This window comes from Pseudomonas sp. Pseusp15, from assembly GCF_059492165.1.
The window spans coordinates 5,792,498-5,817,413 of record NZ_CP168523.1 but is presented as its reverse complement, the minus strand read 5'-3'; the positions used below and the strand labels follow the sequence as shown (position 1 = coordinate 5,817,413).

At 60.6% G+C, this 24,916-nt stretch carries 24 protein-coding genes and 1 riboswitch; of the genes, 9 read left to right on the top strand and 15 right to left on the bottom strand.

The window, feature by feature from the left end; genetic code table 11:
• Nucleotides 1–195: 195 nt before the first annotated feature.
• Complete coding sequence (locus tag ACEN8R_RS26295) at nucleotides 196–1,365, top strand: MFS transporter (protein WP_018928743.1); 1,170 nt, start codon at nucleotides 196–198, stop codon at nucleotides 1,363–1,365.
• Nucleotides 1,366–1,371: 6 nt separating this feature from the next.
• On the opposite strand, the gene ACEN8R_RS26290 is transcribed toward ACEN8R_RS26295, so the two are convergent.
• Nucleotides 1,372–2,259 carry a formate/nitrite transporter family protein gene (locus ACEN8R_RS26290; protein ID WP_258612782.1) on the bottom strand — a complete coding sequence of 296 codons (888 nt, stop codon included), beginning with the start codon at nucleotides 2,257–2,259 and terminating at the stop codon, nucleotides 1,372–1,374.
• Between the two features lie 248 nt (nucleotides 2,260–2,507).
• A complete protein-coding gene (locus tag ACEN8R_RS26285; protein ID WP_018928741.1) occupies nucleotides 2,508–2,912 on the bottom strand; it encodes an acyl-CoA thioesterase in 405 nt (134 codons plus the stop codon).
• Nucleotides 2,913–3,110: 198 nt separating this feature from the next.
• Nucleotides 3,111–3,209: riboswitch (S-adenosyl-L-homocysteine riboswitch) on the top strand.
• Between the two features lie 23 nt (nucleotides 3,210–3,232).
• Between ACEN8R_RS26285 and ahcY the strand changes: the two genes are divergently transcribed.
• The 4 genes from ahcY to rhlE2 all read left to right on the top strand — a co-directional run bounded on the left by ahcY (nucleotide 3,233) and on the right by rhlE2 (nucleotide 8,742).
• On the top strand, nucleotides 3,233–4,642 hold the full coding sequence (ahcY, locus tag ACEN8R_RS26280; RefSeq protein ID WP_018928740.1) for an adenosylhomocysteinase: 1,410 nt from the start codon (nucleotides 3,233–3,235) through the stop codon (nucleotides 4,640–4,642).
• 190 nt (nucleotides 4,643–4,832) lie between these two features.
• On the top strand, nucleotides 4,833–5,678 hold the full coding sequence (gene metF / locus ACEN8R_RS26275) for a methylenetetrahydrofolate reductase [NAD(P)H] (RefSeq protein ID WP_018928739.1): 846 nt from the start codon (nucleotides 4,833–4,835) through the stop codon (nucleotides 5,676–5,678).
• Between the two features lie 169 nt (nucleotides 5,679–5,847).
• Nucleotides 5,848–6,663, top strand: a complete 816-nt coding sequence (locus ACEN8R_RS26270) for a substrate-binding periplasmic protein (RefSeq protein WP_018928738.1) — start codon at nucleotides 5,848–5,850, stop codon at nucleotides 6,661–6,663.
• 222 nt (nucleotides 6,664–6,885) lie between these two features.
• Nucleotides 6,886–8,742, top strand: coding sequence for an RNA helicase RhlE2 (gene rhlE2, locus ACEN8R_RS26265; protein ID WP_018928737.1), 1,857 nt, complete (start codon nucleotides 6,886–6,888; stop codon nucleotides 8,740–8,742).
• Nucleotides 8,743–8,884: 142 nt separating this feature from the next.
• On the opposite strand, the gene ACEN8R_RS26260 is transcribed toward rhlE2, so the two are convergent.
• Complete coding sequence (locus ACEN8R_RS26260) at nucleotides 8,885–9,478, bottom strand: YceI family protein (RefSeq protein WP_018928736.1); 594 nt, start codon at nucleotides 9,476–9,478, stop codon at nucleotides 8,885–8,887.
• 32 nt (nucleotides 9,479–9,510) lie between these two features.
• Nucleotides 9,511–10,062, bottom strand: a complete 552-nt coding sequence (locus ACEN8R_RS26255; protein ID WP_018928735.1) for a cytochrome b — start codon at nucleotides 10,060–10,062, stop codon at nucleotides 9,511–9,513.
• Between the two features lie 363 nt (nucleotides 10,063–10,425).
• Here ACEN8R_RS26255 and ACEN8R_RS26250 point away from each other — a divergent pair, with 363 nt between their 5' ends.
• Complete coding sequence (locus ACEN8R_RS26250) at nucleotides 10,426–11,274, top strand: YncE family protein (RefSeq protein ID WP_018928734.1); 849 nt, start codon at nucleotides 10,426–10,428, stop codon at nucleotides 11,272–11,274.
• An 86-nt stretch (nucleotides 11,275–11,360) separates the two neighbouring features.
• Here ACEN8R_RS26250 and ACEN8R_RS26245 read toward each other — a convergent pair whose 3' ends face one another.
• Nucleotides 11,361–13,229: a flavin monoamine oxidase family protein gene (locus ACEN8R_RS26245; protein WP_477743629.1), complete on the bottom strand. Its 1,869-nt coding sequence runs from the start codon at nucleotides 13,227–13,229 to the stop codon at nucleotides 11,361–11,363.
• Between the two features lie 222 nt (nucleotides 13,230–13,451).
• On the opposite strand from ACEN8R_RS26245, the gene ACEN8R_RS26240 reads away from it, so the two are divergent.
• Entirely contained in the window at nucleotides 13,452–14,858 is a 1,407-nt protein-coding gene (locus ACEN8R_RS26240) for an adenosylmethionine--8-amino-7-oxononanoate transaminase (RefSeq protein ID WP_018928732.1), read from the top strand.
• Between the two features lie 178 nt (nucleotides 14,859–15,036).
• Nucleotides 15,037–15,756 carry a 16S rRNA (uracil(1498)-N(3))-methyltransferase gene (locus ACEN8R_RS26235; RefSeq protein ID WP_018928731.1) on the top strand — a complete coding sequence of 240 codons (720 nt, stop codon included), beginning with the start codon at nucleotides 15,037–15,039 and terminating at the stop codon, nucleotides 15,754–15,756.
• A gap of 41 nt (nucleotides 15,757–15,797) precedes the next feature.
• Here ACEN8R_RS26235 and trhA read toward each other — a convergent pair whose 3' ends face one another.
• On the bottom strand, nucleotides 15,798–16,415 hold the full coding sequence (gene trhA / locus ACEN8R_RS26230; RefSeq protein WP_018928730.1) for a PAQR family membrane homeostasis protein TrhA: 618 nt from the start codon (nucleotides 16,413–16,415) through the stop codon (nucleotides 15,798–15,800).
• A gap of 158 nt (nucleotides 16,416–16,573) precedes the next feature.
• Between trhA and ACEN8R_RS26225 the strand changes: the two genes are divergently transcribed.
• Entirely contained in the window at nucleotides 16,574–17,488 is a 915-nt protein-coding gene (locus ACEN8R_RS26225) for a LysR family transcriptional regulator (RefSeq protein WP_019580637.1), read from the top strand.
• Nucleotides 17,489–17,637: 149 nt separating this feature from the next.
• Here ACEN8R_RS26225 and madM read toward each other — a convergent pair whose 3' ends face one another.
• From madM to mdcA, 9 genes are all read right to left on the bottom strand, one after another.
• Complete coding sequence (gene madM, locus ACEN8R_RS26220; RefSeq protein ID WP_018928728.1) at nucleotides 17,638–18,402, bottom strand: malonate transporter subunit MadM; 765 nt, start codon at nucleotides 18,400–18,402, stop codon at nucleotides 17,638–17,640.
• A gap of 1 nt (nucleotide 18,403) precedes the next feature.
• Nucleotides 18,404–18,820 carry a malonate transporter subunit MadL gene (gene madL / locus ACEN8R_RS26215; protein ID WP_018928727.1) on the bottom strand — a complete coding sequence of 139 codons (417 nt, stop codon included), beginning with the start codon at nucleotides 18,818–18,820 and terminating at the stop codon, nucleotides 18,404–18,406.
• A 66-nt stretch (nucleotides 18,821–18,886) separates the two neighbouring features.
• Nucleotides 18,887–19,798 (bottom strand): malonate decarboxylase subunit epsilon, encoded by a 912-nt coding sequence (gene mdcH, locus ACEN8R_RS26210; protein WP_495624456.1) that lies wholly within the window; start codon nucleotides 19,796–19,798, stop codon nucleotides 18,887–18,889.
• Complete coding sequence (locus ACEN8R_RS26205) at nucleotides 19,795–20,415, bottom strand: malonate decarboxylase holo-ACP synthase (RefSeq protein ID WP_495624455.1); 621 nt, start codon at nucleotides 20,413–20,415, stop codon at nucleotides 19,795–19,797. The genes mdcH and ACEN8R_RS26205 overlap by 4 nt, the downstream gene beginning before the upstream one ends.
• A complete protein-coding gene (gene mdcE, locus ACEN8R_RS26200; RefSeq protein ID WP_495624454.1) occupies nucleotides 20,409–21,212 on the bottom strand; it encodes a biotin-independent malonate decarboxylase subunit gamma in 804 nt (267 codons plus the stop codon). The genes ACEN8R_RS26205 and mdcE overlap by 7 nt, the downstream gene beginning before the upstream one ends.
• A complete protein-coding gene (locus ACEN8R_RS26195; protein WP_495624453.1) occupies nucleotides 21,209–22,072 on the bottom strand; it encodes a biotin-independent malonate decarboxylase subunit beta in 864 nt (287 codons plus the stop codon). Before ACEN8R_RS26195 ends, mdcE begins: the two co-directional genes overlap by 4 nt.
• Nucleotides 22,065–22,364 carry a malonate decarboxylase subunit delta gene (locus tag ACEN8R_RS26190; RefSeq protein WP_007941972.1) on the bottom strand — a complete coding sequence of 100 codons (300 nt, stop codon included), beginning with the start codon at nucleotides 22,362–22,364 and terminating at the stop codon, nucleotides 22,065–22,067. The genes ACEN8R_RS26195 and ACEN8R_RS26190 overlap by 8 nt, the downstream gene beginning before the upstream one ends.
• A complete protein-coding gene (locus ACEN8R_RS26185) occupies nucleotides 22,364–23,239 on the bottom strand; it encodes a triphosphoribosyl-dephospho-CoA synthase (RefSeq protein ID WP_495624452.1) in 876 nt (291 codons plus the stop codon). The genes ACEN8R_RS26190 and ACEN8R_RS26185 overlap by 1 nt, the downstream gene beginning before the upstream one ends.
• Complete coding sequence (mdcA, locus tag ACEN8R_RS26180; protein WP_026286616.1) at nucleotides 23,239–24,909, bottom strand: malonate decarboxylase subunit alpha; 1,671 nt, start codon at nucleotides 24,907–24,909, stop codon at nucleotides 23,239–23,241. Before mdcA ends, ACEN8R_RS26185 begins: the two co-directional genes overlap by 1 nt.
• Between the last annotated feature and the right edge of the window lie 7 nt (nucleotides 24,910–24,916).

The following is a 24,916-nucleotide window of genomic DNA, read 5'->3' as shown; positions in this document are numbered from 1 at the left end:
TTGCCCCTACATCGCGGGACAGAGATTTGATTCGCCATATGTCCGCAGCTGTTTATACTGCAAGCGACCACGCCGCACTCAGTTGCGCACAGACTAATTCCAATAACTCCTGCCTCTGCCCGCTCTCATCGAGAACGGTCGTCGGCCTGCGTATGCCTGATCAAAGCGTCAAGACTACCGACAGAGACCTTGCGCATGCCACTCGCCTTGCTTGCACTGGCCGTTGCCGCTTTCGGCATCGGCACCACTGAGTTCGTCATCATGGGCTTGCTGCCCGATGTCGCCCGCGACCTCGCCGTGAGCATTCCTCATGCTGGCCTGCTCATCACCGGTTATGCCCTGGGCGTGGTGTTCGGTGCGCCTATTCTCGCGGTCGGCACCGCCAACATGCCGCGCAAAGCCACACTGCTGGGCATGACGCTGATGTTCATTCTCGGCAACATCCTCTGCGCCCTGGCGCCGAACTACGCCACCTTGATGGCCGCACGAGTGATCACCGCGCTGTGCCATGGCGCGTTTTTCGGCATCGGCTCAGTGGTCGCCGCCAGTCTGGTGGCACCGAACAAACGAGCCCAGGCAATTGCCATGATGTTCACCGGCCTGACCTTGGCCAACGTGCTGGGCGTGCCATTAGGCACTGCGCTGGGGCAATACGCCGGCTGGCGCTCGACCTTCTGGGCAGTGTCGGTGATTGGCGTGATTGCGGCCATTGCGCAGTGGGTCTGGCTGCCCAAGGAAATCCCCATGGACAAAGCCAACCTGGCCAGCGAATTCAAAGTGCTGGGCAAGGTCAATGTGCTGCTGGCGCTGGGCATGAGCGTGCTGGCGTCCACCAGCCTGTTCAGCGTGTTCACTTACATTGCGCCGATCCTGCAGGACATCACCGGCGTCAGTCCGCATGGCGTAACCATCATGTTGCTGTTGTTCGGGGTCGGCTTGACCGGGGGCAGCATGCTCGGCGGCCGATTGGCGGACAGTCGTTTGCTGCCTTCGCTGGTGGGGATGACATTGGCCGTGGCCATCGTGCTGGCCGCCTTCAGCCAAACCAGCCATTCAGTGATACCGGCGGCGATCACGCTGGTGTTGTGGGGCATCTTCGCCTTCGCGCTGTGCCCGATCCTGCAATTGCTGATTATCGATCAGGCCCATGAGGCGCCAAACCTCGGGTCGACGTTGAATCAAAGCGCATTCAATCTCGGCAACGCCGCCGGGGCTTGGATTGGCGGACTGGTGGTGGCCAGTGGCGCGGACCTGGCGGACTTGCCGTGGACCGGCGCACTGGTCAGCGTATTCACGCTGCTGACGGCGCTGTTCTTCATCTACCTGCAACGTCGCAGTGCTGCCGCAATCAACGTCTCTGGCTGACATTGATCATTTTTTGATCTTCTGCGGTTCGGATTCCTGAGTCCGCTCCGCAGAGGTCTTCGGCGGCCCGCTTTCACTGCGAATCTGCGCGTGACTGATCAGCGCGAAGATAAAACTGCCGCCAATAATGTTCCCCACCAGCGTGGGACCTGCGAACACCCACCAGAAATCCTTCCACGGCAACTCGCCGGCAAACACCAGGTAAGAAACCTCGACCGATCCGACCACGATGTGGGTGAAATCGCCCAGCGCCATGAAATAGGTGATGAGGATGATGATCCACATCTTGGCGCTTTCCATGGACGGGATCATCCAGACCATGGTGGCGATCATCCAGCCGGAGATGATGCCTTTGGCGAGCATCTTGCCGGCATCGTTCTCCATGACCTTGCGCCCGATCTCAAGGAAGGCCAGATCGGTCTTGCTGTCGAATATCGGCAGGTGCAGCATCACATATGCCACCAGCAAGGTGCCGCAGAGGTTGCCCACCAGCACCACCGTCCACAGCCGCAGCAACCGACCGACATTACCCAACGTTGGCTTGCTCATGATCGGCAGCACGGCGGTCAGGGTGTTTTCGGTGAAGAGTTGCTGACGGGCGAGAATCACCGCGAGAAAACCGGCGCAATAACCGAAGCTGGCGATCACCTTGTAGCCTTCGCCGTCCGGCAGGCGCGAGTTGAGCAGTCCCATGCCCATCAGCGACAGGCCCATGGTCAGGCCGGCAGCCAGCGCCGACCACCACAGTGCCGCAACGCTACGTTCGAGTTCCTGATCGCCTTGGGTGCGAATGATTTCGTGCAGCACCGCCGCACGCGGGGGCTGGTTTTTATCGACCTCGCGCTGTTCCTGTGCCGAGAGGTCCGGGGTCTTGCCGTCGTTGGGCGTGTCCATAAGGCTGCTCCTGAACCGGTGGCGTGTCGTTTACGTACGACACGCGGAGTTCGGAGCTGTTCACTACCGGGGGAACGCAGCAAACCCTGTGGCGAGGGAGCTTGCTCCCGCTTGGCTGCGAAGCAGTCGTAAGCTGACGTGAAGCCTGCCTGAAAGAACCCAATGACAGATTTCAGGGCCGCTTCGCGCTGGAGCGCCAGCCCGGCCCGGCCCAACGGGAGCAAGCTCCCTCGCCACAGAAACAACAATCACCCGCCGATCTCGTCATCCTTGAACTGGTCTTTGACGTACCTGATCTCGGTCCGACCGTGCGGCATGGGCAGGCCGTCTTCGCCCAGGTTCACGAACACCATCTTCTCTACCGTCAAAATGCTCTTGCGAGTGATCTTGTTGCGCACTTCGCAGGTCAGAGTGATCGAGGTGCGACCGAACTCGGTGGCGGTGATGCCCAGCTCGATGATGTCGCCCTGACGCGAGGCGCTGACGAAGTTGATTTCGGAAATGTACTTGGTGACCACGCGCTGATTACCCAACTGGACGATGGCGTAGATCGCCGCTTCTTCGTCGATCCAGCGCAGCAGGCTGCCGCCGAACAGCGTGCCGTTGGGGTTGAGGTCTTCGGGTTTTACCCATTTGCGGGTGTGGAAATTCATACTCACTCCTGACCGTCTTGCCGATTGATGCCGGCCATCATGGCAGAGCCCGGACTAGAGCTCTATCAAGCATCGACTATGGTCTCGATTACCGTTCGGACATTGACCAACAGAAACGCTTTGGAAGATCAGCATAGCCCGCTATAATCGCCCCCGTTTCAAAACGGTAACCTTCACTTGCTACCGTTTTCCCGCCACCTGTCCGAGGGGCGCTGCAGCAGGTTCAACCTGTCAGGCTCGGATGGGGCGTTGACTGGCCACGGCCAGACACTAAACGCACAACGGCGCCCATTCGCATACATTACGAATGGAGGCTCTTCATGAGCGCTGTTATCACGCCTGCAGATTTTAACGATTACAAAGTCGCCGACATGTCCCTGGCTGCCTGGGGCCGTCGCGAAACCATCATCGCCGAATCCGAAATGCCGGCCCTGATGGGTCTGCGCCGCAAGTACTCCGTCGAGCAACCGCTCAAGGGCGCGAAGATTCTCGGCTGCATCCACATGACTATTCAGACTGCCGTGCTGATCGAAACCCTGGTTGCCCTGGGTGCCGAAGTACGCTGGTCGTCCTGCAACATTTTCTCGACTCAGGATCAGGCCGCCGCTTCGATCGCCGCTGCCGGCATCCCGGTGTTCGCCTGGAAAGGCGAGACTGAAGAAGAGTACGAGTGGTGCCTGGAGCAAACCATCCTCAAGGATGGCCAGCCTTGGGATGCCAACATGATCCTCGACGACGGCGGCGACCTGACCGAGCTGCTGCACAAGAAGTACCCACAAGTACTGGACCGCGTTCACGGCGTCACCGAAGAAACCACCACCGGCGTTCACCGCCTGCTGGACATGCTGGCCAAGGGCGAGCTGAAAATCCCGGCCATCAACGTCAACGACTCGGTGACCAAGAGCAAGAACGACAACAAGTACGGCTGCCGTCACAGCCTGAACGACGCGATCAAGCGCGGCACCGACCACCTGCTGTCCGGCAAGCAAGCGCTGGTCATCGGTTACGGTGACGTGGGCAAGGGCTCGGCCCAGTCCCTGCGTCAGGAAGGCATGATCGTTAAAGTCTCCGAAGTCGACCCGATCTGCGCCATGCAAGCCTGCATGGACGGTTTCGAACTGGTTTCGCCGTTCATCGACGGTATCAACAACGGTACCGAAGCGAGTATCGACAAAGCGCTGCTGGGCAAGATCGACCTGATCGTGACCACCACCGGCAACGTCAATGTTTGCGACGCAAACATGCTCAAAGCCCTGAAGAAACGCGCTGTGGTCTGCAACATCGGTCACTTCGACAACGAAATCGACACCGCTTTCATGCGCAAGAACTGGGCATGGGAAGAAGTGAAGCCGCAGGTTCACAAGGTTCACCGCACCGGTCCAGGCGCTTTCGACGCTCAGAACGACGACTACCTGATTCTGCTGGCCGAAGGCCGTCTGGTTAACCTGGGTAACGCCACTGGTCACCCAAGCCGCATCATGGACGGTTCGTTCGCCAACCAGGTTCTGGCGCAGATCTTCCTGTTCGGCCAGAAGTACGCCGACCTGTCGCCAGCCCAGAAAGCCGAGCGCCTGACCGTTGAAGTACTGCCGAAGAAACTCGACGAAGAAGTGGCCCTGGAAATGGTCCGCGGTTTCGGCGGCGTGGTCACTCAACTGACCAAGCAACAGGCTGACTACATCGGCGTTACCGTCGAAGGCCCGTTCAAGCCGCACGCTTACCGCTACTGATCGGTCCAGCAGTCCGCTCCCCATGGGAGCGGACTTATGCAGGAACCACGCTTCCTGTAGGAGCGAAGCTTGCTCGCGAACGCTTCACCGCGGTGCTGCTGAAAGACCGCGGCGCCTGCTTCGCGAGCAAGCTTCGCTCCTACAGGAAGCACGGCGCCTACAAGGCTTACGTGTTTCCAAGGATATGACCATGTCCCAAGAACGTCGCTACAGCTTCGAATTCTTCCCGACGAAGACCGATGCTGGGCATGAAAAACTGATCGCCACTGCCCGTCAGCTGGCGACCTATAATCCCGACTTCTTCTCCTGCACCTACGGCGCTGGCGGTTCGACTCGTGATCGCACCCTCAACACCGTGCTGCAGCTGGAAAGTGAAGTCAAAGTCCCTGCCGCTCCGCATCTGTCTTGCGTGGGTGACAGCAAGAACGATCTGCGCGGCCTGCTGACCCAGTACAAGGCAGCCGGCATCCAGCGAATCGTCGCGCTTCGCGGTGACCTGCCCTCGGGCATGGGCATGGCCAGCGGCGAGTTGCGTCACGCCAATGACCTGGTTGAATTCATTCGTGAAGAGACTGGCGATCATTTCCACATCGAAATCGCCGCTTACCCGGAAATGCATCCGCAAGCGCGCAATTTCGAAGACGATCTCAACAACTTCGTGCGCAAGGCCAACGCCGGTGCCAACAGTGCGATCACCCAGTACTTCTTCAACGCCGACAGTTATTTCTACTTCGTCGAGCGTGTACAGGCGAAGGGTGTGAACATCCCGATCGTGCCGGGGATCATGCCGATTACCAACTACAGCAAGCTGGCGCGCTTCTCCGACGCTTGCGGTGCGGAAATCCCGCGCTGGATCCGCAAGCAACTGGAAGCCTACGGCGACGACACCCAGAGCATTCAAAGCTTTGGTGAGCAAGTCATCACCGAGATGTGCGAACGCCTGTTGCAAGGTGGCGCACCGGGGCTGCACTTCTACACACTGAACCAGGCTGAACCGAGCCTGGCGGTGTGGAACAACCTGAAGTTGCCGCGCTAATAGCCGTTAACGCAAGATCAAGAGATCGCAGTCTTCGGCAGCGCCTCCAGGGGAATATGTACCTCTGCAGGCGCCGCCGAAGGCTGCGATCTTTTGCTTTTAATGCCCGATCCAGAGCTTCTGGATCCGGTTTCTGGCTCTTTATGATTTCTCGTCGTAATCTCAAGCCATGCCCCTGATCACCCAGTTACTGACCGTGCTTCTATTCACTTGCCTGAGCTTCACCGCTCGCGGCGAGAAGCTGCGTATTGTCACCGAACCCTGGGCGCCCTACGTCTATGAAGAAGGCGGCAAGAACCTCGGGCTCGACTACGAAACCACGGCCATCGTCTTCAAGCGCCTGGGGATTGACGTGGAATGGCAGTTCTTGCCGTGGAAACGCTGCCTGTCGATGCTTGAGCAAGGCCAGGCGGACGGTGTGCTGGATATTTTCCACAGCGATGAACGCGAAGCGACCCTGCTCTACCCCAGCGAACCGCTCTCGCAAGTCGAATTCGTGATGTTCTACGCCAATGAACGGCCGTTCCCGTTTCGCACCCTGGACGACCTGAAAGGCCTGACCATCGGCACCTCGCCGGGCTACCTGTACAGCAAGGATTTCAGCGAATCGACGTTGTTTACCCGGGAACCGGCGCCTACCCATGAAGCCAACTTCGGCAAACTGGTGCGTGGGCGGATCGACCTGTTGATCACCGATCGCCGGGTCGGCCAGCACTTGCTCGATCAACTGGACATCCGCGACAAGATCACCGAGAACCCGACCGTCATCAGCCAGCAGAGCCAGTATCTGGCGGTGCGCCGCAATGCCGGGATGGATTTGCTGGTGCAGCGTTTCGGCGCCGAGCTCAAGCGCTTCAAGCGCGAACCGGCCTACGCCGAACTGAGCGCCCGCTATGGTGCCGGTCCGGCTGCCGAAGCCCGGGCCGCCAGCGCCACCGCAACCGGTGGAAAAACCGTTGAGCAGCAGGAAAGCGGCGCACAGTGATTGCTCTGTTATACTCCGGCCTTCCCGCCAGGCTCACGCCCGGACGCTCGGACTTGTTCAAGGCATCTCGATCCCGCTACAGCGCAGCTTTTCAGCCCGCGCGAGCGCTCCAGACGAGCCTTCGAGGCCCAGCAGGACCGGACGGGATTGCGTCCTCTTAAACGCCATTCGCGCCAGGCAAGACTCCCATTGGGCCAAGCCCTAACTAAAACAGGATTACTCATGTCCTTTGCTTCCCTCGGTCTCTCCGAGGCTTTAGTCCGCGCCATCGAGGCAGCGGGCTATACCGAGCCTACTCCGGTGCAACAGCGGGCCATTCCCGCCGTGTTGCAAGGTCGCGACCTGATGGTTGCGGCTCAGACAGGTACTGGTAAAACCGGTGGCTTCGCCCTTCCGATTCTGGAGCGGTTGTTTCCCAACGGTCACCCGGACAAATCCCAGCGTCACGGCCCGCGCCAACCACGCGTACTGGTCCTGACCCCAACCCGCGAACTCGCGGCTCAGGTGCACGAGAGCTTCAAGGTCTATGCCCGTGACCTGAAGTTCGTCAGCGCCTGCATCTTCGGTGGCGTCGGCATGAACCCGCAGGTTCAAGCCATGTCCCGTGGTGTCGACGTGCTGGTGGCCTGCCCAGGTCGCCTGCTCGACCTCGCCGGCCAAGGCAGTGTCGATTTGTCCCACGTGGAAATCCTGGTGCTGGACGAAGCCGACCGCATGCTCGACATGGGCTTTGTCCATGACGTGAAAAAGGTCCTCGCCCGCCTCCCGGCCAAACGGCAGAACCTGTTGTTCTCGGCGACGTTCTCCAAAGACATCACCGACCTCGCCGGCAAGCTGCTGCACAACCCGGAACGCATCGAAGTCACGCCACCGAACACCACGGTCGAGCGGATCGAACAACGCGTATTCCGTCTGGCCGCCAGCCACAAGCGTTCGTTGCTGGCACACCTGATTACTGCCGGCGCCTGGGAACAGGTGCTGGTATTCACTCGCACCAAGCACGGCGCCAACCGCCTGGCCGAGTACCTGGACAAACACGGCCTCACCGCCGTCGCGATCCACGGCAACAAGAGCCAGAACGCCCGCACCAAGGCCCTGGCCGACTTCAAGGCCGGTGAAGTGCGCATCCTGGTCGCCACCGACATCGCTGCTCGTGGCCTCGACATCGACCAGTTGCCTCATGTGGTCAACTTCGAACTGCCAAACGTCGACGAAGATTACGTGCACCGTATCGGTCGTACCGGCCGTGCCGGTCGTTCGGGCGAGGCGATCTCGCTGGTCGCTCCGGACGAAGAAAAACTGCTGAAAAGCATCGAGCGCATGACCAAGCAGAAAATCGCCGACGGCGACCTGATGGGCTTCGACTCCAGCGCTGTGGAAGCCGAGAAACCGGAAGTCCGCGAGCGTCCGGATGTGCGTAACCCGCGCGCCCCACGTGGCCCACGCGGCGACGGCCCGAACGGCAGCGGTGGTGGTGGCGGTCGTAAAGACAAAGGCAAGGACAAGGGTGGCAAGGAAAAACCTGCCGCCGGCCGTGGCGAGCGCCCGGCCCGTGAACACAAGCCACGCGAAGGCACTCCGGCTCGCGAACAACAGCGCCCGGCTCCTCGCGCCGCCGCCGACCGTGCTCCGGACGAGTTCCTGGACGACGATATCGATAACTTCGGTAACCGCGTCGACTACGTGCCTCAAGCCAAACCGGCTCAGGGCCGTGGCCGCCGTCCGGGCGCACCGGCACAAGGCGCTGGCGCTCCGCGCGCCGGTCAGCCACAAGGCCGCCAGAACGGTCCGCGCAACAGCAGCGGCGCAACCACCGGCACCCCACCGGCCAAGCGCAGTGGCCCACGCAACGGCGCTCCACGTGACGGCCAGGCCCGTCGCGAAGAGTCCCGCAACCGCCGTCCGGCCCGTGACGACCAGTCTCGTTCGGAACCGGCCGTGCAGAACCCGCGGAGCCCGGCACCGAAGATCATTCACAAGGAGTCGAAAAGCGATCGCTTCCCGACCCCTGAGCAACTGGATCAACTGCCAGGCCGTCCGCGCGGCGAAAAACCAGCATTGCTGACCCGCAACCGCTGAGTTAGCACCGTTATAAAAAATGCCCTGATCTTGCGATCGGGGCATTTTCATTTCAGTTGAGAACATCCCTGCAGATTTTCTCCGACCATAAAAAACGCCCGCGATCGTGAGATCGGGGGCGTTTTTGTGTCAGGTGCGAAGATTATTTCGCTTTGACACCTTCAAACGTCACGTACAGATCGACTGCGTCGGACGCTGGGCCCAGGTCTTTCTGCTTGCCGAAATCGGAACGCTTGATGCTGGTGGTGCCTTCGAAGCCGGCACGGTAGCCGCCCCATGGATCCTTGCCTTCACCCAGGAATGTGGCTTTGACTACGATTGGCTTGGTCACGCCCAGCAGGGTCAGGTTGCCGGTCACGTCGGCAGTGTCTTTGCCTGCGGCGTTTTTACCGGTAGGTTTGACACTGGTGGAGACGAACTTGGCGTCGGCGAATTTGCCCACGTTCAGGAAGTCACCGCTGGCGATGTGCTTGTCGCGTTCGGCGTGGTTGGTGAACACGCTGGCGGTGCGCACATTGAACTCGATCTTGCTGTCTTCAGGCTTGGCAGCGTCGAAGCTGAACTTGCCGTCGATATCCTTGAAGGTACCGATGATGTAGCTGTAGCCCAAGTGGCTGATCTTGAAGTCAACAAAGGCGTGCTGGCCTTCTTTGTCGACCACATAGTCGGCCGCCATCACGTTAGCCGACAGCAGAGCAGAACCGATTGCCAGAGCGGCGAGCGTCTTTTTCAACATGCTTTCTATTCCTTTGGAGTCGAGGTAGAACATCAGGCTTTGCGCCCCAGCATTCGCGTCAGGGTCGCATCACGATCGATAAAGTGGTGCTTCAATGCAGCCAACGCATGGAAACCGGAAAAAATTACCAGCAGCCAGGCCAGGTACAAATGAATCACACCCGCGGTGTCTGCCTGGTCCGGTAGTCCGGAAACCAGTGCAGGAATTTCAAACAGGCCAAACACCGGAATCCCGACACCGTCTGCAGTGGAAATCAGGTAACCGGCGATCATCACAGCGAACAGACTGAGATAAAGGAACGAATGGCCGAACTTGGCGCCAAGGCGGGTCATGCGGCTATAGCTTGGCAAGAGCGGCGGCGGTGGGCTGATGAAGCGCCACACTACCCGCAGCAACATCACGGCAAATAACACCAGACCAATGCTCTTGTGCAGATCCGGCGCGTCTTTACGCCAGGTGCTGTAGTAATCGAGACCGACCATCCACAACCCCAACGCAAACAGGCCGAAGACGGCCAACGCCACACCCCAATGCATAAAGATGCTGACCCAACCGTAGCGGGAAGAAGAGTTACGTAGCTGCATTGCCCAAATCCTGTAAGAACTGCGCCCAAGACTATCGAGTTATCTATCGATTTAAAGCGGAAAATTTCGCTCTGAAATATCGAGAAATACGATCAAGACCTTGGGGGCGAGAGGTTAAGAGAGTGTTAAACGAAGGAAAAAACCTTCACGCACCCTCCTTATATTCATTTATGAGCCGATACCACTCGTCAGAACTGTCACATTTAACAGTGGCTTTCATTGCAGGTCATTGATGAACTTGAACTTGGACGTCAGTCCAAGTGTCTGAACAGGAGTTCTACCATGAGTCACAATTCGAGTTCATCCCCCGTGATAACACGCAGTCAATCCAATTCAATACCCGTAGGGGAAGGACCGCGAGGGATGGCCATCAGCAACGATGGATCACGTGTATTTGTTTGCAATTACATGTCGGACAATGTGTCCGTCATCGACACCCGGAACAAAAAGGTAATCCGCACCATCGCCGTGGAGCAGTATCCCCGAAGCATTGCCCTTGGCCATGAGGGGAAAAGAGCTTACGTGACCAACTACGGTTCAAGTTCGGTTTCGGTTATTGACACCGAAACATACGCGGTGGGTAACATCACGGTGGGTAGACACCCTTGGGGAGTCGTCGCGAGCCGGGACGGGAGGCATGTTTACGTCACCGTACGGCAGGATAAAGAGTGGCTGGCGATAATTGACGCTCGCACTTATGTGGTGAGCAGAGTCCGAGGGTTACCTTCACCGTCCATAAGTGTGGACATCAGCCAGGACGATTCGCGTCTCTATATTTCCAGTACCGATTCCCCTGGTCGCCCTTTTCAGGACGCGCTCACGGTCATCAGCAGCAAGACGTTCGAAGTCATCAACATCATCAAAACCGAAAAATATCCGTCAGCCGTTACTGTCAGTCCCGACGGTAGAAAAGTGTATATCGTGGGTCTGGACGCTCGAAGACTGACCGTGTTGGACACCCGGTCACTGACCACCCGGCATTTCGATTTTGTGGCTTGCGAAGGGGAAATAGTGTTTAGCAAAAAGAACGCTTACGCCGTTGATCACACCGAAAAAGAGGTCGTGGAAGTGAATACCGCCACCCATAAGATTGTTCGCAGGTTTCCCATCCCTGGGGCTATCGACCCGCATCATATGGTTCTTGATCATCATAACTGCGCCTATATCAGCGACTACCAAGGCGACGAAGTCCATATCGTCGATCTACCTTAGTACCAAAGAATCAGCCGGCCTCTACGAGGGTGCAAAGACATAAAAAAAGCGCGGCATCTCTGCCGCGCTTTTTTTGATCCCAAGACTTACTGTGTCTTGGTTTCAGTCGCCACCGGTGCCTTCGCAGCGGTACTCGCCACTGGTTTCTTCACTGGCTCAGCCTTTTTCGCCGTTGCCTTGGCCGGAGCCTTTTTGGCCCCGGTTTTGGCAGCAGGCTTTTTCACTGGCGCTTTGGCCGGTGCTTTCTTCACCGGCTCGGCTTGCGCCGGCACCACTGGCTTCGGTGCCTCAACCGGTGCAGGTGCCGGAGCCGGCGCAGCAACTGGCGCGGGTGCCGGAGCAACGGGGGCCACGGGTTCTGGCGCCTTGGCCGGAGCCTTGTCGGAGCCACCACCAAACATCCGCGAGAAGAAGCCAGGCTTGGTCTCTTCAGCTTTCGCTTCAACCTTCGCAGGTTCTGCCTTGTCGGCCGCTTTATCGGACGAACCACCGAACATGTTGCTGAAGAAATTGCCTTTCTTCGCCACTACCGCGCCTGCCGCCGCAGCGGTCGCTGCCGGCACAACTTTCGCCGGTTCAAACGATTTGCCCGCTGCCAGGTCCTCCAGCTGACTGGCTGCACGCTGACCGGTGCGTAAGGCGCCTTCCAGGGTGCCTGGGTACAAGGTGTCAGTGTGTTCGCCGGCAAAGGCTACACGTTGCAGCGGACGCTCCCACAGGCGCCAGTATTTGCTGATCTGCCCCGGACCGAAGGCCAGGTAAGCGCCGCCCATCGATGGGTCGGTGCTGTAGCGGCGGATTTCATAACCGGTGAACGAACCGCGTGCCTGTGGATAAAAGGCGTGCAGACGAATCAGCACCTGATCGGCCATTTGCTTGTCGCCAAAGGCCTGCATCACCCGCGCGTTGTCGCCGGAAATGTTGATCACCACGTTGGCGCCGCCCTTCAAGGCCGGCTCGATCCACAACATGCCCAGACCGGCGTTGCTGTAGATCTCGCCAGACATGCGCGCCTTGCTTTCCCACACTGGCGTCTTGAACTTCAGCATGATCTGGTCACGCCAGCCGTAGTTGGTGCCCTTGATGGCGCCCATGTGCTGGGCGTCCAGCGCCGGAGTCATCTGGATCTTGCTCAGTGCGCGCAACGGCACGGCCAGCACGACGTAGTCCGCCTGATAGCCAACGCTGCCGACCTTGACACTCACGCCATCCTTGTCCTGGGTAATGGACGAAACCGGGGAACTGGTCTTGATGGTTTTCAGTTGCTTGACGAAGGCCTGGGCCAACACCGGACTGCCGCCGGGCAGGCGCGAGGCGCGCAGATCACGGTCAGCAATGCCACGGTAGACGCGGCTTTGTTGGGCAAAATACAGCAGCGACAGGCGCGAAGGTTCGTCGTAACGGGTACGAATCTCCTGATTCACCAACTGACGCGCAGTGGCTGGCAGATTCAGGCGATCGAGCCAGTTGGCCACGTTGATCTGGTCCAGGGCGAACAGCGTGCTGTTGGCGGCCGGGTTTTGCGGGTCTTCGATCGAGCGCGCCAGGTCATCCAGGGTCTTTTCGTAGCGTTTCAGCGCGTCGCTGGTGGCCGGCTGTTTGGTCGCCAGATCGGCGGCGCTGAAGTATTCACCGTCGATCAGGTAACCCGGGGTCCGCACGAACTCGGGGGCTGGCGTGGTGCTCAGCTTGAACGTCGAGATGTACTTGTTCAAAACCGGTTGGGTCTTGTCGTTGCCGATCCACTCGCTGGTGGCCATGCCGGAACGACCGCCCAGGGTCGGTTTGGCTTCCAGCAGGGTGACCTGCCAGCCTTTGCTCTGCAGTTCGTACGCCGCGGTGAGGCCCGAAAGCCCGCCGCCGACCACGATCGCCGTTTTATCCTTGGCCAGCGCCGAAACGCTGAACAGCCCTAACATCACCAGCGCACAGGCGCGCAGCCAACCAGCAGACATTCAGAGAACTCCGGAAATACACGAGGAAATAGCGGTTTTACGAGTCAGACGACTCAAAGAGCCGCGAAGAATACGTCAGCCATCAAAACGCCGCCAGCGACGTCTATCGTCCTATACAAAGTAGCTCAATCGACACAATGGGTTGTCCCCGTGACGCGCATTGCATAGGCTTGCGCGATTGTTTACCCGCCTACGTCACGGGTAGCCTCGAGGAGACAGAAAATGGGCCTGAATAAACAGTGGATGGAACGCGATCTCGCCGTGTTATGGCATCCCTGCACCCAGATGAAAGACCACGAACAGCTGCCGCTGATCCCGATCAAGCGCGGTGAGGGCGTGTGGCTGGAAGACTTCGAAGGCAAACGCTACCTCGACGCCGTCAGCTCCTGGTGGGTCAATGTGTTCGGCCACGCCAACCCGCGGATCAACCAGCGCATCAAGGATCAGGTCGATCAGCTGGAACACGTGATCCTCGCCGGTTTCAGCCATCAGCCGGTGATCGAGCTGTCCGAGCGTCTGGTGAAGATGACGCCCGAAGGCCTGACCCGGTGTTTCTACGCCGATAACGGTTCATCGTGCATTGAAGTCGCGCTGAAAATGAGCTTCCACTACTGGCTCAACCGCGGCCAGCCGAACAAGAAACGCTTCGTCACCCTCACCAACGGCTACCACGGCGAGACCATGGCGGCGATGGCAGTGGGCGACGTGCCGCTGTTTACCGAAACCTACAAAGCCCTGCTGATGGACACCATCAAGGTGCCGAGCCCCGATTGCTACCTGCGCCCCGAGGGCATGAGCTGGGAAGAACACTCACGCAACATGTTCGCCGCCATGGAGCAGACCCTGGCCGACAACCACGATACCGTGGCCGCCGTGATTCTGGAGCCGCTGATTCAGGGCGCCGGCGGCATGCGCATGTATCACCCGGTGTACCTCAAGCTGCTGCGCGACGCCTGTGATCGTTATGGCGTGCACCTGATCCACGATGAAATCGCCGTCGGCTTCGGTCGTACCGGCACAATGTTCGCCTGCGAACAGGCTGGTATCCGCCCGGACTTCCTCTGCCTGTCCAAGGCCCTGACTGGCGGTTACCTGCCGTTGGCGGCCTGCCTGACCACCGATGAGGTCTACAGCGCGTTCTACGACGACTACCCGACCCTGCGCGCCTTCCTGCATTCCCACAGCTATACCGGCAATCCGCTGGCCTGCGCGGCGGCATTGGCGACGCTGGATATCTTCGAAGAAGACAACGTCATCGAGAACAACAAGGCTCTGGCCCAGCGCATGGCCTCCTCCACCGCGCACCTGGCCGATCACCCGAACGTCTCTGAAGTGCGCCAGACCGGCATGGTGCTGGCGATCGAGATGGTCAAGGACAAGGCCAGCAAGACCGCTTACCCGTGGCAGGAACGTCGCGGTTTGACCGTGTTCCAGCATGCACTGCAACGAGGTGCTTTACTGAGGCCGTTGGGCAGCGTGGTGTATTTCCTGCCGCCTTACGTGATTACCCCGGAGCAGATCGATTTTCTGGCCGAAGTGGCCAGCGAAGGCATCGACATCGCCACCCGTGACAGCGTCAGCGTGGCGGTACCGAAGGACTTTCATCCGGGCTATCGCGATCCGGGCTAGCTGCCACTGAGTAGTAACCCTGTGGCGAGGGAGCTTGCTCCCGCTGGGCTGCGTAGCAGCCCCAAAAACCTGACACTGAGGAGTGTCAGGTAAACCTTGCGACCGCTTCGCGCTCGAACGGGAGCAAGCTCCCTCGCCACAAAAGCAACTCGATCCGAACTTACCGTAGAGACCCAAGATGAGACTGTCCCGCTTCTTTATCGACGCCCCTTTGAGCACCGGCGAACACGAGTTGCCCGAAGCCCAGGCGCATTACATCAGCCGTGTGCTGCGCATGGCCGAGGGTGATGCGGTGCAACTGTTCGACGGCTCGGGCCACGAGTTTCGCGGCACGCTGGTGGAAGTCGGCAAGAAGCGCGTGGTGGTGCAAATCGATGAAAGCTTTACCGGTCAGGTCGAGTCGTCGCTGGCGGTCCATCTCGGCCAGGGTTTGTCCCGTGGCGAGCGGATGGACTGGGCGATTCAAAAAGCCACCGAACTGGGCGTCACCGAAATCACGCCGATTTTCACCGACCGCTGCGAAGTCCGCCTTAAGGACGAACGCGCCGACAAACGCCTGATGCACTGGCGTCAGGTGGCGATCAGCGCCTGCGAGCAGTGTGGGCGTTCACGGGTGCCGGTGATTCATCCGCCATTGCTGTTGGCTGACTGGTTGAAGCAGACCGCGGCCGAATTGAAACTGGTGCTGCATCCGGTGGCCGAGCCGCTGGTGAGCCACGCCAAACCTGCAAGCCTGGCGTTCCTGATCGGTCCGGAGGGCGGCTTGTCCGACGTCGAAGTCGAACAGGCCAAGGCTGGCGGTTTCCACGCCGCCCGCCTCGGCCCGCGCGTGCTGCGCACCGAAACCGCGCCGGTGGTGGCATTGGCGGTGGCCCAACAACTCTGGGGTGACTTCTAGGGACTTGTGGCGAGGGGCTTGCCCCCTCGCCACAAAAGCAGTCACAAGACGTAGAACCAAATCGCCACAAAGTGCAGCAAACTCCCGGCTATCACGAACAGATGCCAGATCCCATGGGCGTGGCGCAGACGATGGTCGAGGGCAAAAAAGATAATCCCCACGGTGTACAACACCCCGCCCGACGCCAGCAAGGTAAAGCCGACAGGGCCCAGTGCCGCCAGTAACGGCTTGACCGCCACCAGCACGATCCAGCCCATCACCGCGTAAATCACGACCGACAGAATCCGTGCTTCCGAGCGCGGTTTGATCTCTTGCAGGATACCGATCAGCGCCAGCCCCCAGACAATCCCGAACAAGGTCCAGCCCCATGGCCCGCGCAGGGTCACCAGGCAGAACGGCGTGTAACTACCGGCAATCAGCAAGTAGATCGAAAAGTGATCGACCTTCTGCATGATCGCTTTCTTGCGCCCACGCACGCTGTGGTACACGGTCGAGGCGCTGTAGAGCACCAGCAAGGTAAACGCGTAAATCGCCACACTGACGATCTTCCACGGACTGCCATCCATACTGGCGATCACCAGCAGCCACACGCCCCCGACCAATGCCGCCACCGCCCCAACCAAATGCGTCCAGGCGTTCAATCTTTCCCCGTGATACATGTGTTGCTCACCTCTACGTTCATTACCGCCGCGCGCAAGGCTCAGGCCTCAAGGTTAAAAGCGCAATGTTTCAGAACACAATGCCCCCCTACGAAAGCCATCGAGCCAAACGTTAGCCAATTGGGCACAATCGAGACATACGAATAAGAGTCTGGCCCATGTTGATCGATGAAGAGTTGACCCTGAAAAAACTCGAAGTGTTCCTGGCCTTCATGCGCACCGGCAACCTGGCCCGCGCCGCCGTCGAGTTGCAGACCAGCAACGTCAGCGTGCACCGCGCCATCCACTCCCTGGAAAGCGCCCTGCGTTGCCCGCTATTCAAGCACGAAGGGCGCAACCTGACCCCGTTGGAAAGTGCTTATGTGCTGGAAGAGCGGGCGCAGAAGCTGATTCAGGACGTGCTCGAAACCGTGCGCCTGACCCGCGAAGCCGCCGGGTTCTCCGCCGAACGCTTCAAGCTCGGCTCGCTGTATTCGCTGACGGTGAAGACTGTGCCGCAGCTGATCATGGGCCTGAAAATCCGCCGCAGCGAACTCAATATCGACCTGATCCTGGGTTCGAACATCGACCTGCTGTACAAACTCAAGAACATGGAAGTCGACGCGATCCTGGTGTCACTGGACGACAGCGTCAACGACCCGGACTGCGAACAGATCCCGCTGTTTTCCGATGACATCTTCCTCGCCACCCCGGCGGACTCGCCCTTTGCCCAGCGGAGCGAAGTCGACCTGGCCGAGGTGCGCGACGAAACGTTCATCACCTTGACCCAAGGCTTCGCCACGCACCAGGACGGCATTCGAGTGTTCAAGCAGGCGGGGTTCGAGCCAAAGGTGGCGATGCAGGTCAACGACATCTTCACCCTGCTGAGCATGGTCAGCTCGGGGGTGGGTTATGCGTTGCTGCCGGGGCGGATTGCGGCGGTGTATGAGAACCGGGTGAAGCTGATTCCATTGCAGGAAAAGTACCGGTTGCAGCAGCACATTGGCGTGGTGTTTCTCAAGGCCAAGGAGCGTGACCCGAATCTGCTGGCGCTGTTGGCGGAATGCCGGATGTATGCCAATCGCCAGGCTTGAATGTGGCGAGGGAGCTTGCTCCCGCTCGGGTGCGGAGCGCCCGCAAAACCAGGCCACCGGATTTACCTGATACACCTCGGTGGTAGAAGTTGGGGCTACTGCGCAGCCCAGCGGGAGCAAGCTCCCTCGCCACAAGAAGCAGTCATTCGTTAACCAACGATCCCGCGAACAACGAAGTACAGCAACGAAGGCCCAAGCAAGCATCCAAGCCCGGTATGGAACGTCGCCGTCAGCGCGCCATACGGCACCAGCCGCCGATCCGTCGCCGCCAACCCGGCGGTCACACCGCTGACAGTCCCGGCCAAGCCGCCAAACACCATGGCCGAGCGCGGGTTATCCAGGCCCATCCAGCGCGCCGCCACCGGCGTGCCGACCATCACCAGAATCGCCTTGATCAACCCGGTGGCAATCGACAGCGCCATCACATCGGATGAGGCCCCAATCGCAGCACCCGTCACCGGCCCGACGATGTACGTCACCGCACCCGCGCCAATGGTGGTCATGCTGATCGCATCGCGATAACCGAACACCCAGGCAATGCTCGCCCCGACAATGAACGGCAGAATCGTGCCCAGCAGCAGCGCGATGACGCCAATCATCCCGGCCTTTTTCGCTTCGGTGGCCTGCACCTCGAACGCCGTGGCAACGATGGCGAAGTCACGCAACATGGCGCCGCCCATCAAACCGATGCCGGAAAACAGTGACAGATCCGCCAGGCCTTTTTGCCCGCCGGTCATGGTGCCGCCAACCCACGCCAGCACCAGGCCGATGACGATGGCAATCGCCGAGCCATGAATCCGCCCGAAAGTCAGGCGCTTGGACAGAATCACCGACACCCACATGATTACGCCAACAAACGCAAATGCCGTGACCAGACTGTTATTTACCAGGCCTTTCTCAATGAGTTCCCACATATCAGCGACCTCCTACTGGCGTGCCGACCGGTGTTATGTCCACCGGTTCATCGGGCAAGGGTTCGCCTTTGTGGGTTCGGCTGATCAACGCAATGGTGCAGCCGCAGAGCACCACCGAACCGATCGCCGCCAGCACCGCCACCGGGCCGCCGTGCAGGGCGGTGACCACGTTCTGTTGCGCCGCCATGGCAACCACCACCGGAATGTACATGGCGCCCCAGAAGCCGACGCCCATCTCGCAATCCTTGGTCATGCCGCCGCGTTTTTGCATCCACAACCGCGCGCAAATCAGCAGGATCATCGCGATCCCGACCCCGCCGACGTTGGATTTCACACCCAGCAACACGCCGAGCATGTCACCCATGATCACCCCTGCCAGCGTACAGATCGCCAACAGCGCCACACCGTAAATAATCATTGTTGTAGTCCTCAAAGTGCATCGTCGGAATTGTTGTTTTTGTAGTTCGCAACCTGAGTCGGTGATCTAGGGTTGGCGGCTTCCCTCCTCACGCAACAGCGCCTGCAAGGTATCGAGCCGTGCACCGTCGAAGGCAATCACGGTGCCCTGCTCGAACACCCGGCGCGCCAGCCCGGTCAACACCGCACCGGGCGGCAGTTCGATCTGTAAACGCACGCCGCGCTCGTAAGCGCTTTGCACCGTACCGCGCCAATCGACGACGCGGCACATGTTGAACGCCAGGTCGTCGCGCAAGGCATCCGTGTTGATGACGGGCCGGGCTCGACTGCCACTCAGGTAACCCAGGGTCGGCGTTTTCAATTGCACCTTGGCGAAGGCTTCGGCCAGAGTTTTCGCCGGTGTTTCCAGCAGCGGGCAATGGGACGGCACGCTGACCGCCAGACGCTTGGCCAGACCGGCGCCACGGCTGCGCGCCAGGTCGGTAACTGCTTTCATCGCCGAATCACTGCCAGCAATCACCACCTGGTTATCGGCGTTGATGTTGGCCAGGTAAACCGGTGTATCAACACAGTGAACCTGCGCCAGCAACCCCTCCACCGTCGCCAATTCCAGACCGATGATCGCGGTCATGCCGTAGCCTTGAGGATATGCCTGCTGCATCAGCTCACCGCGCAGGCTGACCAGATGCAGCGCATCACTGAAACTCAAGGCGCCCGCAACCACCGCCGCCGGGTAGGCACCGATGGACAGTCCCGCCACGTAATCCGGTGCCATTGATAACTGACGCGAAGCGGCGACGCCGGCAATCAGCAGGCACAGCTGAACCGCCCTTGTCGACTGCAACGCCTCGGCAGAATCAAGCAGCAAGACGTCTTCACCCAGCACCTCGCTCGCCTCAACCAGCGCTTCCCGAGGCCAACGATGGAGCATGCCCGGCTGCTGCGCGCCCTGACCGGGGAACACCAGCAAGCTGCTCACGCTGCTTGCTCCTGCGGGTTCCACGGATCGGACACCAGGCACGCTTCATGGGCGTTCTTGAGTAGAACCCGTTGCGACGGGCCAGCCCATTCGCGCAGGGCGACAGCGCCGTTCGGTGTCTGCAACTGCATGTCCACCAGACACTCGGCGCTGCCGAGAAGCGTCATCAATGCCCGCGCTTGAGATCGGTTCAGCGGCTGCGTAGTACGCAGAATCAAGTCGAGATCGCTACGTTCATGGAGCGCCGCAAAACCGCTGGCCAATTCAAACCCGGCGCTGCCGCTGACACCCCACACCCAACCGCAGGCGTCGAGCATCGGCCGCAGTTGCGCCAGCGCTCGCAGGGCCGGCAGGTCGCGAGTCGACTCTGCATGGCAAAGGTCTTCCGGCCTTACCCGATTCGAAATCACCGCGATCGCCATCGATGTTGCATAACGCTGTTCGCGCAAGCGTCCACGCACCCCGACCGCTATCTGATCCGGCGCGGTGATCGCACGCCGAACCACCACAGGCTGACCCGCGCTGATCGACTCGACCACCCACCCAGGCGCATCCGCCGGCAACTGCTCCGGGGTCATCCCCCAAAGCAGGTCGTGGGCCAGAAACCTGTTCACCACTGCGCTCTCAGTAGTTGGCGAACCTTGCTCGACGCGGCGCGGTTACTCGCACCCAGGCGGCTGCTCAGATCGCGACCGCTGGCAGCGACATCGCCAATCGCCTGGCTCAGGCACTCCGTCACGCGAGCCAGATCCGCCGTCGTCGGCTGCTCGATCTGCTCCACCGACAAGGTTTCCCAGAGCAAGCCCAGGCTGGCAAAGCTATCGATGTCATAAGCCATCGGCGGCACGCTGGCGGCTAGCGCCTCCAGTTCTTCGACACTGCGCAACGTGACCCGCGCCGCCGACGCCTTGCCCATCGCATGCACCATCACCCCCGGATCGCGCAACGCGATCAGCCGGTTGGCCTGATACCCGTGAGCCAGAAACGCCCCGGACATCGCCTTGCCCACCAGCAAACCGATCACCGCATGGCCGGCCAGTCGGGCGCGGGCATAACTGTCCGCCGCACCGGCCAAGGCCTGATGAATGCCGAGCGCTTCTTCGCGCCGACCGTAAGCCTGACTCGGCACATCGACGATGGCGATCAAGGCGCGTTTGTGCGCTTTGTCAGCATCAGCGGTGATGACGTCATCCACCGCCTTGGCCAACCCCCAGCCTTCCAGCAGCCCGACCTCGCCATTGCGCGCACGAACGAACCGGTTGTCAGGATCAGCCACCACAGCGATGAAGCGAACGGGCCGGTCACCCAAGACGCCGTCAGCCACTTTCAATGAAGCCGGCAAACCCTCCACCGGTTTTGCGCCTGCACTCAAGGCGTTGAACCAGTTCAGGCCTCTCAGGGAATACGAACTCATGAGCGCTCTCCTTGATACAGATCGCGAACCACTGACGGCTCGATTTGCGGTTCGGCGTCCAGACGGGCCAGCCGTTGCAAGAACCACTCGGCCTGACGGCTGCGTTGTTGACTCGGCAAACCTTGCTTGAGCAACTCGCCGACCTGCTGCTGAATCTGCGCCACGTCGTCAGCGACGTAGCGATCCACCAAGCCGCTGGCGAAGCGTTGCTCGCCGCCGGTCAGGCTCCAGATAAACGGGCGATCACGGGAGTCGTATTCCTCAAGCCCGGCTTCCTGCTCGATCACCTGCGGGCCGTTGAGGCCAAGGCGTGCTTCCTGAGTCACCAGCAAATAACTGCACAACCCGGCGGCAATCGACATCCCACCAAAACAGCCGACGCTACCGGCGACCACGCCGATTACCGGTTGGTACTGGCGCAGATCGACGATCGCCGCATGAATATCGGCAATCGCCGCCAGCCCGAGATTGGCTTCCTGCAAACGCACGCCGCCGGTTTCCAGCAGCAACACGGCACGGGTGGGAATGCCTTTGCGGTTGTCCTCGGCGGCCAGTTCCAGCGCACCGGCAATCTTCGCCCCGCCGACTTCACCCAGGCTGCCGCCCTGAAACGCGCCTTCGATGGCCGCGATCACCACCGGCAAACCGCCGATGCTGCCCTTGGCGATCACCACGCCGTCATCGGCTTGCGGCACCACGCCCTGGCGCGACAGCCATGGCGACATGACGCGCTGAAACGGGTCGAGCAATTCGCGGAAGGTGCCGGCATCGAGCAGCGCTTTTGCCCGTTGCCGGGCACCGAGTTCGACGAAGCTCTGCCTTTCAAGGAATGGGTTGAGAAGCGCTGCGCTGTCAGTCATGACCGATCTCCTCAAAGCCCTGTTCCAGACGCAAGCGCACTACACCGGGGGTGGCACCGAAATCGTGGATATCGATCGCCATCGCGGGCGGTGTCTGGCCATCGAACATCCGTGCGAACAGATGCTGCCAGCGTTGTTCACTGCCATTGACCGAGGTCTGCACCTGGATCGTCAACTTGCCCGCCAGCCCTGGTTCGATCAGCACTTCCAGATCGCCCGAGCCCACACAGCCCACCAGCGCCCTGCCCCGTGGCGGCTGCCCGGCGGGGAATTCAAAGGATAAGGTTTCCATCAAAACGCTCCCTGGGAGATGCCGTCGCGCGACTCAATGCGGTCGATGAACAGGCAGGCTGCGAGCAAGTCCGCAGCGCCACCGGGCGAGGCATTCAACGCGATTAATTGTTGGTCCAGCTCATGCAAACGACGGCGACCGGCGAGGCTGGCGCTGCCGCCGGCATCGAGCACGGCTTGCGCGCCGAGTTGCATGGTGTGCAGGCCGGTTTCGCCTGCGCGGTAGAGCACGCAGGTGTCGGCCAGTGTCGTCATGATCGCCAGCAGAGCATCGAGCCGGGCGTTCTGTTCGCCATGGCCGGTAGCGCGGCTGCGTTTGAGTTGCGGCAGTGCGCGTTGAATCACCGCCGGGAAACCGAGCTGTGCCTCTTCACGGGCACCGCGTGCGCCGTAACGCTGTGCGACTTGCGCACCGTGGCTGAGCGGACGCGGGGCGTAACGGTCGTCGAGAAGGGCCAGGCGCGCAGCGCGCAAGGTGATGGCGCTTGCGGCACTGGACTCAGGTTCCAGCGCGACGGCCGTGACCAGAAGCCCCAAGGCCCAGATCGCCCCACGATGGGTGTTCACACCGCCTGTAGTAGCGAGCATCACTTGCTCGCCTTCACGACCAATGCACCCGACAGCTTCACGCAGGGGCAGGCCGACTTCGCCGAACTCGATGGCCGCGTCCGCCATTGCCTTGAACGCCGGCCACAGGGACAACGCCGAAGCGTGCATCAGCCCGAGGTGCAAATCGGTGTGCGCGCCATTGCCGCGACGGTCCACCAGCGCCGGTTTCGGCGACAGGTCCGCTTCGTCGATCAGCGCGTCCACCGCCAGGTCCGCCAGCCGTTCGGCCAGGGTTAACGTTTTCGGTTGCAGGTTGAATGCGTGCATTACCAGCTCCTGAACTTGGCGGGCGGGTTGTAGAGGCCACCGGACCATTCCACCAGATCGGCCACGCTTTTCGCTGCGAGCAGTTCGCGAGTGGCGTCGGTGCGGCGGATGCCGAGGTCTTCGGGCAAGGCGATCAGCCCTTCGCGGCGCATGCGCGCGGTGTCTTTGGGGTTGTGGCGCAAGCCGATGGCGGTCACCCCGGCGACGGCAGCGATCATCGCCTGGCGTTCCTCGAGGGAACGGGCCTTGTACAGATAGGCGATGCCTTCTTCGGTGAGCAGATGGGTGACGTCGTCGCCATAGATCATGATCGGCGCCAGCGGCATGCCGCTTTTCTTCGCCACCTCCACCGCGTCGAGGGTTTCGACGAAGGTCGGTTTGCCGCCCTCCTGGAAGGTCTCGACCATCTGCACCACGAGTTTCTTGCCGCGTTCGAGCATCGGCTCGGCCACGTCGGTGTGGCGCATGTCGAGCCAGGCGGGTGTGCCGTGACGGCGACCACGCGGGTCGTGGCCCATGTTCGGCGCACCACCGAAACCGGCCAGGCGACCGCGAGTCACCGTGGAGGAATGACCGTCACCATCGACTTGCAGGGTCGCGCCGATGAACAGGTCCACCGCGTATTGTCCGGCGAGCTGACTGAACATCCGGTTGGAGCGCAGGGAGCCATCGCGGCCGGTGAAGAACACATCAGGCCGGGCGGCGATGTAGTTTTCCATGCCCAGTTCGGTGCCGAAGCAATGCACACTTTCGACCCAGCCACTTTCGATGGCCGGAATCAGGGTTGGATGCGGATTGAGCGTCCAGTTGCGGCAGATCTTACCCTTGAGGCCGAGGGACTCGCCGTAAGTCGGCAGGATCAATTCGATGGCGGCGGTGTTGAAGCCGATGCCGTGGTTCAGCGACTGAACGTTGTGTTTTTCGTAGATCCCGCGGATCGCCATCATCGCCATCAACACATGCACAGGCTTGATGTGGCGTGGGTCGCGGGTGAACAACGGCTCGATGTAGAACGGCTTGTCCGCCACCACCACGAAGTCGACCCAGGACGCGGGGATATCCACGCGAGGCAGGTCGCTGACATCGTCCACCAGTTGATTGACCTGGACGATGACGATGCCGTCACTGAAGGCCGCCGGTTCGATCAACGCGGGGGTGTCTTCGGTGCTTGGGCCAGTGTAGATGTTGCCCGCGCGGTCGGCCATGAAACCGGCCGAGAGCACGACGTTGGGGATCAGGTCCACCACCAGCCGCGCATAGAGCTCGATGTAGGTGTGGATCGCGCCGATTTCCAGCAAACCGTCTTCGAGCAACTGGCTGATGCGCAGGCTCTGGGTACCGGCGAACGAGAAGTCGAGCTTGCGCGCGATGCCGCGCTCAAACAGATCCAGGTGCTCGGAGCGCCCGACGCTGGGCATGATCATGTGCAAGTCATGCAGCGTGCCCGGATCGGCCTTGGCCAGGGAGCGGGAAAGGAAATCCGCCTGCTTCTGGTTATTGCCCTCCAGCACCACACGGTCGCCGGGCAGAATCAACGCCTCCAGCGCTGCCACGATCTTGTCGGTGGGCAACACCACACCGTCGGCAAGCCCCTTCACCAATTCGAGACGCCGCTGCTTTTCGCTGCGCCGCCGCGTCCATCGCGAGTCGGGGGATATTGTTGTTGTCATGACCACT